The following is a 15,578-nucleotide window of genomic DNA, read 5'->3' as shown; positions in this document are numbered from 1 at the left end:
ACCTGAATGGCTTAGATCCAGTGCTTTTAATATCTCTACAACACAAGAAAGTTCCGCGTGGCTTTATCTTGCCTCTAAAGGGTATACTAGCAGCATGAAAATACCTAAGCGCATCATTCCTTTATACGAAGACGGCATTGTTGATGCCGTGCTAAGCCAACTCATGAGCGGCAAAGAAGCCACGGTTTACGTAGTTCGCTGTGGCGATGAAATACGTTGCGCCAAAGTGTATAAAGAAGCCGAGAAGCGCAGCTTTAAACAAGCCGCGCAATACCAAGAAGGTCGTAAGCATAAAAATAGCCGTCGTCAGCGAGCCATGGAGAAAGGAAGCAAATACGGTCGCAAGCAAATGGAAGAGGCTTGGCACAATGCCGAAGTCGATGCTTTGTATCGTTTGGATGCCGCGGGCGTGCGTGTTCCCAAACCCTATGGCTGTTTCGATGGTGTATTGTTAATGGAGCTAGTCTGTGACGATGAAGGCCAAGTAGCACCGCGTTTAGGTGAAGTCGCTTTCGATGAAGAGCAGGCTTTGGAAGATCACGCCATGATGATGGAGTATGTGAAACGCATGCTTTGCTCTGGTTTAGTTCATGGTGACTTATCCGAATTCAATGTGCTTGTAGATGATTATGGTCCGGTCATTATCGATCTTCCGCAAGCTGTAGACGCTGCGGCCAACCACCATGCGCAAGCCATGCTCACTCGTGATATCAACAAAATGCGCAGTTATTACGGTCAATATGCTCCCGCTTTACTCCATACCCAATATGCGCGAGAAATGTGGGCATTGTATGAGGCCGGTGATCTTACCCCTGATACCGAATTAACCGGTCTGTATGAAGCAGATGAAAGCGAAGCCGATGTAGACGCAATTATGTTGGAAATTCGTGCCGCTCTTGAGGCAGAAGAAGAAAAACAAGCCTACCTGAAAAGCTTGGAAGACGACGACTAAAGTCTAAGCTCAACAAGCCTTAAAAAACGCTTTCACCTAGAGACACCCTAGGCAAGTTCCATTACTTTGTTATATGGTAAGTTAACAATAAAAATATAACGGACAGCAAAGTATGGACGGTCAACGTCTTGTCATATTAGTGGCTTGCTATAGTGTCATTTTGTTCGCCATAGCTTGGTGGGCAGAACGTCATAAAGGTATTCATGCTCCTTGGTGGCGTCCGCTTATATATAGTCTTTCTATTGGCGTTTACTGTAGCTCTTGGACCTTTCTTGGTGCTGTCGGCCAAGCTGTAGAAAATGGCTGGCACTTCTTACCTATCTATTTAGGCCCCATACTTTTATTCATCTTTGGCTGGCCATTCTTAAAACGCTTATTGCGTGTAAGCCAATACAATAAGGTGACGTCTATAGCTGACTTTATTGGCTCACGTTATGGCAAAAATCAACTACTAGCCGCTGTGGTGACATTAGTATTAGTAGTAGGCACGCTACCGTATATCGCTTTGCAGTTGCGCGGAGTGGGTATCGCATGGACTGGTTTAAATTGGGAACAAGATAGCTCTGGTTCATTAGGATTTGGTTCCAGTTTGATTGCCGCTATGGTCATGGCGTGGTTTGCGATTTTATTCGGTACACGCATTATTGATGGTCCTGATCGTTTGCGAGGTATGATTACCGCCGTCGCTGCGGAATCCATTATCAAAGTCATTGCTTTTGTTGTCGTCGGTCTATTGGCCTACTGCGTATTGAGCTATGACGGCTCACAAACACTGCCGCAGTACTTTCATACCGAACAAATCACGTCTACTTTGTTTGTCACTGAGATGCTTTTAGCCGCTACCGCAATCATCTGCTTACCGCGACAGTTTCATGTCATGGTTGTGGAGTATCAAGGAGAAGCGGATACGCGCTATTTGCGTTGGCTCATGCCACTTTATTTAGGCGCCTTTGCCATTTTTGTTATTCCACTGGCGCAAGCCGGTGGTCAGTTATTTGGTGACTTGAATGTCGCTGCAGACAGTTACGTATTAACTTTGCCACGCTTCACCGGTGACGCTTGGATATTAGCACTAACGTTCATCGGTGCCATTAGTGCTGCAACGGGTATGGTCGTTGTTGCGACGATCGCACTTTCCATTATGGTTTCAAACGAACTAATCGTGCCTATTTGGTTGCGCCCAAAAAATCAAAGCAGTGTTCAAGCGACTAATCTTGCCCGGGGCTTACGTTATATTCGCCGCGCCGCCATTATTTTGATTTTAGCCTTCAGTTGGTTTTTAGAACGTATCATGAGCAATAACGAAGGCTTAGCCAGTATTGGCTTAATTTCGTTTGCGGCGTGTGCTCAACTTTTGCCAGCTGTACTAGCCGCACTCTATTGGCGAGGCGGACATGCGTGGGGGGTGTTAGCAGGCCTAAACATTGGTATGGGTATTTGGTTTTATTCCTTATTGTTACCAACCTTGCTACCCGATGCTCACCCACTCCTTACCGATGGTCTATTAGGCATTGCTTGGCTATCACCACAAAATTTATTTGGCTTGGGTTTTCTAGATCCGCTTAGTCATGGTGTATTCATTAGCCTGGCTTTGAATGCTTTGGTTTTCGTTTGGGTGTCCAAACGCATGTTCCATTCACCTATTGACGAACGTCAAGCAGAGCGCTTTGTCTTTGATCAAGCCATGCCTTTACATGGCATGCAACTGGATACCAATCCAAGCACTATTGAAGTCTTACAACTACATGGGTTGGTTGATCCGTTATTTGGAGAAGATCGTAGTGACCGCTTATGGCGGCGCTTTGAACGTCAAATCGGTCATCGCTTATTGCCCCATGACTATGCTCCCAACTTTGTTATTTCAGCCATAGAACATGAACTCGGCGCTATCATCGGTGCAGCTTCTGCCCACAAAGCTATGTCATTACTAGCACAACAAAAGCCCTTGCAGTTGCAAGACTTTGTGACTTTGGTTAGCGGAAGCTCAAAGCAAATTCAATTTAGCCAAAGCCTTTTACAGACCACGCTAGAAACCATTCCGCAAGGCATCAGTGTTGTGGATAAAGATTTAAAACTGGCGGCATGGAATCAGCAATATCAGAAAATGTTCGATTATCCAAAACGCTTACTTTATGTAGGTTGCCATATTCGTAAAGTTTACGAATTTAATGCCGAACGAGGCTATTTGGGTAATGATCAAGACAGTATCAACGCCCTAGTTGAAAAACGCTTAGAACAATTAAACAGTGGACAAAGCTATAAGTTAGAACGTCAGCTTCCCAATGGCACCGTGTTAGAAATTCAAGGTACACCATTGGAAGGTGGTGGCTATGTAACCACGTTTATGGATATCACTGATTACCATAAGGTGGTAAGTGAACTGGCTCATGCCAAAGATACCTTGGAACAACGAGTTGAACAGCGCACTCAAGAATTACAGAATGTGAATGCAACGCTCTCTAAAGAAAATGAATTGCGTGCGTTAAGTGAAAAACAATTAAGCGAAGTACATGCAAGTAAGAGCCGTTTTTTGGCAGCCGCCAGTCACGACCTTTTACAACCGATTAATGCGGCACGATTATTTGTTGCGTCCTTGCAAAGCCAAGTCGATAAGTTAGAGCAAGACAATCCAACTCTAAAAATCACCAGTCAGCAATTAGATGATGCTTTGACCCAAGCTGAGCAGTTGATTAACTCCCTTAGAGAAATTTCCCGCTTAAGCAATGGTAAAGAAACCGCCCATAGAGAGCACTTTTCTCTGGATAGTTTATTGCGGCCGCTTGCCAATGAAGCCAAAGCCATTGCTGATCGTAAAGGCATCGAATTTAAGTGGGTTAACTCGTCTGCGTGGGTTTATAGTGATGCCAAAATGCTGCGCCGTGTACTTCAGAACTTTGTCTCGAATGCTCTGCGCTACACTCAAAATGGGAAAGTGCTAATGGGGGCTCGTCGGCAAGGAGACTATTTCTCTATACAGGTATGGGATACCGGCCCGGGGATCGCACCAGAAGCGCGGCAAAAAATCTTCGAAGAATTTGAACGCTTGCCCGGTACCTCTGGCGAGCAAGGCTTAGGCTTAGGTTTATCCATTGCACAGCGAATTAGTAAGTTATTAGGGCATCCTATTGATGTACGCTCTGAGCCTAATAAAGGCTCTGGATTCTCGATACTGGTTCCTATCGGCCAAGCCAAAAAAGTAGAAATCAGTTCCCATCAAGTGGATCCAAACTTGGCCGGTTTGCATATCGTTTGCATTGATAATGAAATAGCCATTCAAGCTGGCATGCGTTCTCTGTTAGAGCAATGGGGATGCAAGGTAAAAACGGCTACATCACTTGGTGATGCACTAACACAATTAGAGCAAGCGCCTGATATGATTTTAGCGGATTATCATTTGGATGAAGCAACTGGTGTGGATGCCATTGGTGCCTTGCGTTTACACTTTCAACAAAGCATTCCGGCTATTGTGATTAGTGCCGATAATAGTGATCAAGTTCGAGATCATGTGGCGAGCATTGATGCGTCATACCTCAGTAAGCCTGTGGCACCTGCGGCGTTAAGAAATCTCATTAGAAAGCAAACACTTTATTAACACGCTATCGAAAACCACTGTTGTTATTGGCTGAGCCCACCGACAGTGTTCCCATGGCTTTCACCACTTGGGTGCGGCTGTGCAGACCAAGTTTACGAAAAATTTCTGTCATATGTGCTTTTATGGTGGCCTCAGTCACATCGAGCTCGTAGGCAATCTGCTTATTCAGCATTCCCTGGCTCACCATACTGGCAACGCGAAATTGTTGCGGCGTTAATGACGCCAAGGCTTTTGCAATCTGCATTTCATCTGGATTGTGCTGACGGTTTTGTTCGAGTTTTTGTGGCGCCCAGATTCCACCCTGCAATACCGTGTTAATGGCTTGCGTCATATCCTCTACGGAACTGCTCTTGGGTAAAAAACCGCTAGCGCCATGCTGCATCGCTCTTTGAATGATTTCCGCTTCTTCATGAGCCGAAACAATCACTACCGGGATGTGCGGATAATGCGCCACTAAGAAGACCAGTGCCGAAAACCCTTCTGCTCCTGGCATGTGAAGGTCTAGTAGTACGAGACTGGCACTTTGATGAGATTCCACTGCTTGCTGTAGGCTGGCCATGTCTTGAGCTTCAAATAAAGTCGGTTGATCAAATTGACTTTCTAATGTGCCCTTTAACGCACTGCGAAATAAAGGGTGATCGTCTGCAATAATGATGCTGATGGGAACGTTCATAGCCGTACCATTTTATTATGATTATGTATGCGTCTCGCAATAAATGTACACCAATAAAAAGCCTCCAGCTAGTCATTCACAACCAGTGGAGGCTTATTTAAGGTACTTTTAAGTACTTGAATGCTTAAGTATTTCGTAAACGTTTTATGCAACAGACTCTGTTAACGCTTGATGCTCTTGAATCAGACTCTCAACAACACTGGGATCGGCCAACGTAGAAATATCACCTAATTGATCGTATTCATCAGTGGCAATCTTGCGCAATATACGTCGCATAATTTTACCACTGCGTGTTTTAGGTAATCCCGGTGCCCACTGAATAATATCAGGAGAAGCGATGGGGCCAATTTCTTTTCGCACCCAGTTAATCAAATCGTTACGGATGGCAGGACTGGCTTGCACATCATGATTCAAGGTTACATACACATAAATGCCTTGGCCTTTCACATCATGAGGAAAACCTACAACCGCAGCTTCGCTTACGGCTTCGTGAGCGACAAGAGCGCTTTCAATTTCAGCCGTACCCATACGGTGGCCAGATACATTCAACACATCATCGACACGACCGGTTATCCAGAAATAACCGTCTTCGTCACGCTTGGCACCATCGCCAGTAAAATACGTACCTTCGAATGTGGAGAAGTAAGTATCAATAAAGCGCTGATGATCACCAAACACTGTGCGCATTTGTCCTGGCCAACTGTCTTTGATGATCAAGTTACCACTGGTTGCACCGGATAATTCATTACCTTTCTCATCCACCAGCGCAGGTTCAATACCAAAGAAAGGACGCGTGGCAGAACCCGGTTTTAAATCCGTGGCACCGGGCAATGGTGTGATCAATGCCGCACCGGTTTCCGTCTGCCACCATGTATCTACTATCGGGCATTGGCTGCGACCAAAGGTGCGGTAATACCAGCGCCAAGCTTCTGGGTTAATGGGTTCGCCTACCGTGCCAAGTAAACGCAAACTTTCTAAGCTTGCCCCTTCCACTGGTTCATCGCCATCACTCATTAGTGCGCGAATTGCGGTAGGAGCGATGTATAAAATATTAATCTGATGTTTATCCACAATGCGAGCAACGCGACCACAATCAGGATGGGTCGGAACACCTTCGTACATCACCACAGTTGCGCCATTGGCAAATGGTCCATAGACAATATAACTGTGTCCGGTAATCCAACCCACGTCGGCCGCACACCAATACACATCGCCGCGCTCATAATCGAAAATATATTCATGGGTCATACTTGCATAGACAAGATAACCACCACAGGTATGTAGCACGCCTTTGGGTTTGCCAGTACTACCGGATGTATACAGAATAAATAACGGATCCTCGGCATTCATAACTTCCGCTTGGCATTCTGAATCTTGTTTATCTACTAGCTGTCGATAGTCCTCATCACGACCAACTTCCATAGTGCATGCGTTTCCTGTGTGATTGAGCACCACAACTTTTTTTACTTGATCGCTTTTACAAAGATTAATCGCCGCATCCACATTCTCTTTTAAAGGAACAATTTTACCTGCACGCACACCTTCATTGGCCGTAATCACATAGTGACAATTACCATCTTCAATGCGACCCGCCAAGGCTTCTGGTGAGAAACCACCGAACACAACGCTATGGATCGCACCAATACGAGCGCATGCTAACATGGCCATGGATGCTTCTGGCACCATTGGCATATAGATGGTCACCACATCACCTTTTTTCACACCTAAGTCTCTTAGACCATTAGCGAGCTGATTGACTTCTTTTGAAAGCTCTCGATATGTAATGCGGCGAGCAACTTGCGATTCATCATCTGGCTCCCAGATGATAGCAACATCATCACCGTGCTTGTCTAAATGACGATCCAAGCACGACTCAGTGACATTCAGTTCGCCGTCTTCAAACCAACGAATGTGCAAATCTTCTTTTGCAAATGAAACGTCTTTTACTTTACTAAATGGTTTTTTCCATTCAATACGCTGTGCTTGCTGCTGCCAAAATCCTTCAGGATCACGCAAAGATTCTGCGTACATCGCTTGGTATTGCGCATTGTTGAGTTTGGTTTTTTGACCCGGCTGCACCGGATAAATTACTTGTTCGGTCATGGTGGCCCCCTTTGGTCACAACTCTTTTTAACGGGTTTTAAGTTCTCGTGAGTTGCAATCAGTTTTAGGCTTGCGCTCAAAATGCGCTATTAGACCTTTGTCTATTCGAATGAAAACCAGGCCAACTAAAAATTAAATAATGCCGCAAGTTAGACTTTGGTCGAGTCTCTACTAAGGGCGAATACAGCGTCATAGTAAGGTGGCGTATTACTGTTGGTGTACCAACCAAACCCACAAGCGGAGGGGATACACATGAGTACACCCAATAATTATTCTAAAAAGAACGCTCTGGCCTCAGCAGTATTACTTTGCTCGAGTGTACTATCCACCCAAGCTTTAGCGGCCACGGAATTTTCCTACGGCGGCTACATTAAGTTTGATGCCATATTTAGCCAATACAGTGATCAACAGCGTGCAGGCAATGTCGGTGATGACTTCTTAGTACCTTCCACTATTGCAGTGGGTGATGGTAGTGCTGAAGGTGATATGGTTTACGACAGCAATGCGAAATTTAGTCGCCTCAACTTTAAAACCGTAACCGATACCGATGCCGGCCAAGTGATGGGCTATATCGAAATGGATTTTAATGCAGGTCAGGACGAACGCCTTACCAACCAAGCCAGTAACGGCTTACGCCATGCCTTTTTTAAATGGACTCATGAAAGTGGCAGCTCACTGTTAACAGGTCAAACCTGGAGTACCTTCTTCAACGTAGGTGCCTTACCTGAAGCCGTGGACTTCATTGGACCAACATCTGGTTCGATTTTTATTCGCCAACAACAAGTTCGCTACACCATGCCAATGGCTTCTGGCTCTTTCATGATTGGTGCGGAAAATCCCAGTGTCAGTCTTTATGACGATCGCGGTACACCAACCGCCAATGATAATGCTATTGATGACAGCACTTTGCCTGACCTAATCGCTCGCTTTGATGGAAAAGCCGGCGATATTAGTTTCAGTGCTGCCGCCATGATGCGCCAAATACGTTATAACGATGGAGCCAATGACGAAGCGGAAAATGGTTTCGCCGTTACTTTTAGCGGTAAATACGCCATGGCCAACGGCAATGACATCAAGTTCATGCTGAGCAGCGGCGCTTTGGGTCGCTACATTGCCTTGAATGCATTCCGCGATGGCGGTGTGGAAGCCGATGGTGCCATTGACCTTAATAGTGTCACCGGTGGTTATCTTGCTTATAAACATATGTGGAGTAGCAAAGTTCGCAGTACGTTTATGTACGCCTTCGCAGAAGCCGATAACAGCGACAGCATCACTTCTGATGTTACCAAATCCATTAACAACATTAACGTTAACCTGATGTACAGCCCTGCCCCGAAACTCACTTTGGGTGCGGAATACATCATGGCCGAACGTGAAACCGAAAGCGGCGCAAACGGTGATTTGTCTCGCTTGCAATTCACCAGTAAGTGGGCGTTTTAAGCCTGAGTAGACGAAGGTCCAATATCGAAACCTATTGCTCAGGTTTAAAAAGAAAGTGTGCAGGTAGTTTGAAAGTGGAGAAATATTATGTCATTCAAATCTGAAAGCGACGCTAAAGCTTACTGGAAAGAAAACATCAGCCTAGTGGTGAAATTGATCGCCATCTGGTTTCTGGTTTCTTACGGTTGCGGCATTTTGCTTGTGGACGTTTTAAATAACATCCAACTCGGTGGATACAAACTTGGCTTCTGGTTCGCCCAGCAAGGGTCAATCTACACCTTTGTCGTCTTGATCTTTTATTACACCAAAAAAATGGGCGATCTCGATCGCAAATACGGCGTTCATGACGAGTAGAGGTGCAGCATGGAATTACAAACTTTAACTTATATTGTTGTTGGCTTTACCTTTGCTCTGTACATAGGTATCGCCATCTGGGCTCGCGCTGGATCCACAAAAGAGTTCTACGTAGCCGGCGGTGGCGTCAACCCAGTGGCTAACGGTATGGCAACGGCAGCGGACTGGATGTCAGCCGCTTCGTTCATTGGTATGGCGGGCCTCATCGCCTTTATGGGCTATGGCGGTTCGGTGTTCTTAATGGGTTGGACCGGTGGTTTCGTACTACTAGCCTTATTGCTTGCCCCTTACCTTCGTAAATACGGCAAGTTTACCGTACCTGAGTTTATTGGTGATCGCTTCTATTCTCGCACCGCTCGTATTGTGGCGGTTGTCTGCTTAATCATTTGCTCTATTACCTATGTAATCGGTCAAATGAAAGGCATTGGCGTAGCATTCTCACGCTTCTTAGAAGTCAGCTATGACACAGGCTTATTGGTCGGTATGTTCATTGTTTTCTTCTACGCGGTTCTGGGTGGTATGAAAGGCATTACCTATACTCAAATCGCTCAATACTGCGTATTGATTTTGGCGTATACCATTCCAGCCATTTTCATTTCATTGAACCTAACGGGTAACCCACTGCCACAGCTTGGTTTGGGTAGCACCATTAGTGGCACCGATGTGTATCTTCTAGATCGTCTTGATCAAACCGTTACCGAATTGGGCTTTGCTCAATACACAACGGCTGAGCGATTAAGCACGACGAATATGTTCGTCTATACGCTTTCATTAATGATCGGTACTGCTGGTTTACCTCACGTTATCATTCGCTTCTTCACCGTACCCAAAGTAAAAGACGCTCGTTCTTCTGCTGGCTGGGCATTGGTTTTCATTGCGATTCTATACACCACTGCGCCTGCGGTTGCTGGTATGGCTCGTTTGAATTTGATGAATACCATAGAACCTGCTGCTGGCGAGAATTTGAAATACGATGAGCGACCACAGTGGTTCAAGAACTGGGAAAAAACCGGTCTACTTGAATTTGAAGATAAGAATGGCGACGGTCGTATTCAATACGTTGCTGACAAAGAAAAGAATGAAATGGTGAAAGTAGACCGTGACATCATGGTGCTTGCCAACCCAGAAATCGCCAAGCTTCCAAACTGGGTGATTGCACTGGTGGCGGCAGGTGGTTTAGCGGCAGCTTTATCCACAGCAGCTGGCTTACTCTTGGCCATATCCTCAGCCATCAGTCATGACTTACTCAAAGGCGTGTTCATGCCGCAAATAAGTGAGAAACAGGAACTATTAGCCAGTCGCTTAGCCATGGCAGGGGCCATCGCCGCAGCTGGGTATTTGGGCTTCAATCCGCCTGACTTTGCCGCCGGCACGGTTGCTCTCGCCTTTGGTCTTGCTGCATCGTCGATCTTCCCGGTTCTCATGATGGGTATCTTCAGCCGCCGTGTGAACAAAGAAGGGGCTATTGCCGGTATGGTCGCGGGTATCAGTGTGACACTGCTTTATGTGTTCCAGCACAAAGGCTTCATGTTCGTGCCTGGCACTGAGTTCTTGGGTGATATGCCGGCAAACTGGTTCTTTGGTATCGAACCTAATGCCTTTGGTGCCATCGGTGCCCTTGTGAATTTCACTGTAGCGAATGTGGTTTCACGTATGACGCAAGAACCTCCTCAAGAAGTACAAGAGTTGGTGGAACATATTCGTGTTCCAAGTGGTGTGGCGGAAGCACAAGACCACTAGACATCATCTGCAAATGCAGAAGGTGTTTCCAATACATTAAATTAAGCCCTTCCCTTACTCCAAGGATGCGGAGTTTCGGAAGGGCTTGTTTCTCTGCTATGCTCACTGATAAAAAAGAATAAGGCGACACTGTATGTGGAAAAATAAACACGTTATTGCAGCCATGATTATTGCGCCATTGTTGGCCATTATTAGCTACTTCGCTGTAGATTCATTCGTCGCTGAAACACCACACAAAGCCAAGCCGGGTGAACAAGTAAAACTCGTCGAAAAACCCAACTGCCGCTATACCAGTGGTGAGTGTGAATTGAAAAATGGTGAGTTTGAATTACGCATTACTGGTCAATGGCAAGACGAGGTGAATTTACGTTTAGTAGTAGAATCACAGCATTCCTTAGATGGCGTGATTGCATCTCATGTCATTCATCCCGAAAACCAAGGACAGCCAATTAATCTTCGTCCTCTGGGAGAAAACGGCAAGCAATGGTCACTGACCATTATTAATCCGAACATCAATCAAGACCGTTTACGTCTCGCCGCCAGTGCCAATAAAGCGGTTTATTATGGCGATGCTGGATTGGTATTTATTAACTACGAAACGGCTTTTAACAACGACTTCAGAGAAGAGTAATGACGTTCGATAGCCAAGAACTCGCGCCGGAATTACATTCGATACGTGACTTTCTTTTAGAGTGTATCCCGTTTGACGAGCTGCCTATAGAAGAAGTGAATCGCATTACGCAGTTCATTGAAATAAGTTATCACCGACAAGGCACAGAATTTACCCAAGAAGATCACGATACTGGTTTACGCATTGTCCATAATGGTGCGGTAGAATTACGAGATAAAAATAATAAGTTGGTCGATCGCTTCGGCGAAGGAATTAGTTTTAATATTGCTGGTTTGAATAGAGAAGAATCCGGTATTAAAGCCACACTAATTGAAGATTCCTTACTCTACTTTTTACCTGAATCCCGCTATCAAGAGTTACGGCAAAACTACCGCTATTTTGATCGTTTCTTTAATAGCCAACGTAGCCGTCGTGTCAGACGAGCTGCCCGTCACGAACCCAACCCCAATGAAATGATGCGACCAATTGCTGACCTGATGTCGGGCGAAGTATTTAGTATCACTCCCAACACGAGTATTCAAAGCTGTGCAGCGCAAATGAGTGAAGAGCGCATTTCATCCATGCTCATTATGGAAAATGATCGCTTATTAGGTATTGTCACAGACCGCGATATTCGTTCTCGCGCGGTAGCGCAGTCTCTAAGTTACGAAGCTGAAGTCTCTGTCATTATGACAGAGCAACCAAAATACATTGAAGCTAGTAAAAGCTTATTTGATGCCACGTTATATATGACCCAATCGGGCATACATCATTTACCTGTGCAAGAAGATGGCAAAATCGTGGGTGTTATATCCGCTTCAGATTTAATGATTGCCAAGCAAGACGATCCCGTTTACTTGGTACAACACATTAGTCGCCAACAAGATGTGGCTGGTCTGAAAGCCGTTACAGATAACTTGCCGAATTTATTAGTGCAATGGGTACATGCAGGGATACGTGCTCACCAAGTTAGTCATATTTATACTGCTGTCTCCGATGCAGTTGCGGTACGTTTAATTGAATTGGCCGAACAAGAATTGGGGCCAGCACCAGTACCGTACTGCTGGCTGGGCTTTGGATCACAAGGGCGTGCTGAACAATTACTGGGTGCAGATCAAGACAATGGACTGTTAATCAGTGACGAAATGCAACCAGAGCATGAAGAATGGTTCTATAAGCTTGCTCATCGAGTATGTGATGGCTTAAACGAGTGTGGCTACGACTATTGCAAAGGCAAAGTCATGGCCACCACGGATGAATGGCGTCAACCACTTAAAAACTGGAAGCAAACCATCGATAAGTGGACGCGTAGCCCAACCGATGATGCTGTCATGCGTGTAAGCATCTTTTTCGATCTAAGAGCTATTCACGGTGATGCTGAACTCTGTAAACACTTGCAGGCTTATATGTTACAAAAGACAAGTAGTAACAGTATTTTCTTGGCAGCACTTGCACAAAATGCTTTAGGTAACTTACCGCCGCTTGGAATATTCCGCCGTTTTGTGGTTGAACATAATGGTGAACACAAAGACGAACTGGACTTAAAAAAACGCGGTATTCTTCCTATTATCGATGTGGTTCGCTTACAGTCGTTGGCGCACAAAGTAACCGCCGTAAATACCATTGATCGCCTTCAGGCTTTAGAGAAATGTAAAGCCATGAATAAAAAAGATAGCCGCAATCTACAAGATGCCCTGCAAGTCATAATGCAAGCCCGATTACAAAACCAAGCAGAGCAAGTGCGCCTGGGTAAAAAACCCAATAATTATTTAGATCCAGACGAAATCGGTAAATTATTGCGTAAGCAACTGAAAGATGCCTTTAGCGTTGTTCAGGATGCGCAACAGGCTGCCAAGATTAATTTCCGCCAAGGCATGTCATAAGGATTAATATGTTTTTCTGGCGACGTCAATTCTATCAATGGAAAGCCTCTATCAATAAACAGCCGATTGATACCCTATTATTGAATTTGTGGCGAAGTAAATTCAGTAAAAGACAGGACTGGAAGAATATACGCTATCTTGTTATTGATACCGAAACCACAGGTCTCTCGCCAAAAGACAATACATTGCTTAGTATCGGCTGGGTGGCTATAGAATCAGGTAAAGTAAAACTGAATAGCGCTCGCCATCGCTACATAAAAGTCAAAGAAGGTGTCGGACAAAGCGCCACCATCCATCAAATTCGTGATTGCGAACTGCAAGATGGCGTCACCATTAATCAAGCCATGGCAGAAGTACTAACTGCCATGAAAGATAGTGTACTCGTATTTCACCATGCCCCCATGGATATGGCCTTCCTCAACAAATACTGCCGTCAACTCTATAACGCACCGCTATTGATGCCGCTGGTTGACACACTCAACATAGAAAAGTCACGCCATATGCACAACGACCAAGCCCGTAAAAATGGATTTTTCCGTCTCGCTCATTGCCGACAGCGTTATGGTTTAAGCGCCCATCAGGGGCATAACGCTTTAACGGATGCCATAGCGACAGCCGAGTTGCTTCTCGCTCAAGTTGCTCACAAAGGCAGTGTGGTCAAGGTTAAAGACATAATGCCTTAGATATGGCATAGAGCTTGTATCGCAAAAACAAAGCGCCAAACAAGTTGCAACTATGACACTAAAAACCTTACTCATGATACTGACACTCTTGGCGTCAGTTCTCGTCCAATCTCAGGAAGATGACTCTGTTCCTGATACTGAGCAAAGCACACCGAGCGAATCGCAAGAACCTGATTCTGAAATAGACAACGCATCTACGCAGACATCTTCAGAAAAAAATAGCGAAGTTATTGAACGTTACCTACCGGACACGTCTGAACAAAAAATCCGTGAGGTCATTCGACATTTAGACCTTTATCAGCGCACAAATGAAGTGGTTCGCTTTGATGAAGGGGAAGACAGTATCAGTGGTTTGTATTTACCCGAGAATACAGGTGAACCTCAAGGTGGCGTATTAATATTACATGACATCGAGCAGCATGCGAATTGGCCGTTTGTTGTCGCGCCTTTGAGAGAGTATTTACCTGACTACGGCTGGAATACGCTGAGCTTATTCTTTGATGATTACATTAAAGAGAGATTACCTGAAATCCCAAGAACAGAACCAAGCACAAATGATCAAAGCGAAGAGATGTCCGAAACCACTGGAGCTGAAACAACGCAAAACAGTAGCGAGAACGAGACAAATGAATCAGCCACTGAGAATACTGTGACTGAAGATAGCGAAACAGGCGAAGATCAAAATTTTGTTGAAAACCCAGACGATAGCGAAGGCATCGGGTTAAGCGATCAAGACGAGCTAGCAGAAATTGCCGATCGCTTAGATGAGATACCCAATACGGTATCTACCCGTGAAGAGATAGAAGAAGCAGAACCAGAACAGCCCAGAGAAGAAGTCTTTATCGAACGCATGCGCGAAACGGTCGAAGGTGGACTAAGACAACTGAATACATTGGGTCAATTTAACCTAGTCGTCATCGCTAATGGAAAAAGCGCAAACTGGGCAGCCGAAGCCTTGAAGACGCGTTTCGCACAAGCAAGCAATAAGGGTTACGCATTAGTCTTAATTAACGCCCAGTCGAGCGCTTACCCAGACTACGACCTCAATCAAAGCCTAGCTGAGCTGAAAATACCGATTCTGGATATTTATACCTATCAAACTCCTGAGGCAAAGCGCGCGGCGAGGAATCGGAAAAGTGCCATTGTTAGAAATCAAAATGACAAATACATACAGATCCCGTTAACTGTCCGCGACGACAATACTTTTGATCGACATAATTTAATAACCAGACGCGTTAGAGGATGGCTGAAAACAAATGCTGCTGGTCGAACGGTCGGGGTAAAACAGAAAAAAGATAATGGATGAGGTGAGTTCTCAACATTGCCATACCCGCGAAGGCGGGAATCCATCCAATAGATGTTAACCCGAATAATGGATACCCGATCAAGTCGGGTATGACGGTTTAGCAGGATCGTAATTTAATACGTTTGGGTAACGTTGCCCTACACCAAGAGCATTTGATTTTGCTGCGTATCGAGGCATGGATGCCGAGGTGAGGCCTACAAGGATGTATTCACGGCCGGCAGTAAAATTAAGGCGGTTGGTGG

11 protein-coding genes are annotated in these 15,578 nt (G+C 45.3%); 9 read left to right on the top strand and 2 right to left on the bottom strand.

Annotated features, from left to right (window positions below; all coding sequences use genetic code 11):
- The first annotated feature begins 94 nt into the window (after positions 1–94).
- Both HF888_RS02140 and HF888_RS02135 read left to right on the top strand, forming a co-directional pair.
- Positions 95–952 (top strand): PA4780 family RIO1-like protein kinase, encoded by an 858-nt coding sequence (locus HF888_RS02140; RefSeq protein WP_007018664.1) that lies wholly within the window; start codon positions 95–97, stop codon positions 950–952.
- A gap of 112 nt (positions 953–1,064) precedes the next feature.
- Positions 1,065–4,544 carry a hybrid sensor histidine kinase/response regulator gene (locus HF888_RS02135; protein WP_007018663.1) on the top strand — a complete coding sequence of 1,160 codons (3,480 nt, stop codon included), beginning with the start codon at positions 1,065–1,067 and terminating at the stop codon, positions 4,542–4,544.
- 4 nt (positions 4,545–4,548) lie between these two features.
- On the opposite strand, the gene HF888_RS02130 is transcribed toward HF888_RS02135, so the two are convergent.
- The gene (locus tag HF888_RS02130; protein ID WP_007018662.1) at positions 4,549–5,217 is read right to left on the bottom strand and encodes a response regulator transcription factor; all 669 of its coding nucleotides are present in this window, start codon (positions 5,215–5,217) and stop codon (positions 4,549–4,551) included.
- Between the two features lie 144 nt (positions 5,218–5,361).
- On the bottom strand, positions 5,362–7,320 hold the full coding sequence (gene acs / locus HF888_RS02125; RefSeq protein WP_007018661.1) for an acetate--CoA ligase: 1,959 nt from the start codon (positions 7,318–7,320) through the stop codon (positions 5,362–5,364).
- 252 nt (positions 7,321–7,572) lie between these two features.
- Between acs and HF888_RS02120 the strand changes: the two genes are divergently transcribed.
- The 7 genes from HF888_RS02120 (at position 7,573) to HF888_RS02090 (ending at position 15,336) form a co-directional block, all read left to right on the top strand.
- On the top strand, positions 7,573–8,760 hold the full coding sequence (locus HF888_RS02120) for a DcaP family trimeric outer membrane transporter (RefSeq protein ID WP_007018660.1): 1,188 nt from the start codon (positions 7,573–7,575) through the stop codon (positions 8,758–8,760).
- 87 nt (positions 8,761–8,847) lie between these two features.
- A complete protein-coding gene (locus HF888_RS02115) occupies positions 8,848–9,114 on the top strand; it encodes a DUF4212 domain-containing protein (protein ID WP_007018659.1) in 267 nt (88 codons plus the stop codon).
- A gap of 9 nt (positions 9,115–9,123) precedes the next feature.
- Complete coding sequence (locus HF888_RS02110; protein WP_007018658.1) at positions 9,124–10,854, top strand: sodium:solute symporter family protein; 1,731 nt, start codon at positions 9,124–9,126, stop codon at positions 10,852–10,854.
- A gap of 133 nt (positions 10,855–10,987) precedes the next feature.
- Positions 10,988–11,485, top strand: coding sequence for a hypothetical protein (locus HF888_RS02105; protein WP_007018657.1), 498 nt, complete (start codon positions 10,988–10,990; stop codon positions 11,483–11,485).
- Positions 11,485–13,347 carry a DUF294 nucleotidyltransferase-like domain-containing protein gene (locus HF888_RS02100; protein ID WP_007018656.1) on the top strand — a complete coding sequence of 621 codons (1,863 nt, stop codon included), beginning with the start codon at positions 11,485–11,487 and terminating at the stop codon, positions 13,345–13,347. Before HF888_RS02105 ends, HF888_RS02100 begins: the two co-directional genes overlap by 1 nt.
- Before the next feature lie 8 nt (positions 13,348–13,355).
- Positions 13,356–14,030, top strand: coding sequence for a 3'-5' exonuclease (locus tag HF888_RS02095; protein WP_007018655.1), 675 nt, complete (start codon positions 13,356–13,358; stop codon positions 14,028–14,030).
- 52 nt (positions 14,031–14,082) lie between these two features.
- Entirely contained in the window at positions 14,083–15,336 is a 1,254-nt protein-coding gene (locus tag HF888_RS02090) for a DUF3530 family protein (protein WP_007018654.1), read from the top strand.
- Positions 15,337–15,578: the final 242 nt, after the last annotated feature.

It is taken from the genome of Bermanella marisrubri, from assembly GCF_012295615.1.
In the GTDB taxonomy this organism is placed as follows: Bacteria; Pseudomonadota; Gammaproteobacteria; order Pseudomonadales; family Oceanobacteraceae; genus Bermanella; species Bermanella marisrubri.
This window is presented reverse-complemented; position numbering and strand designations above follow the sequence as displayed.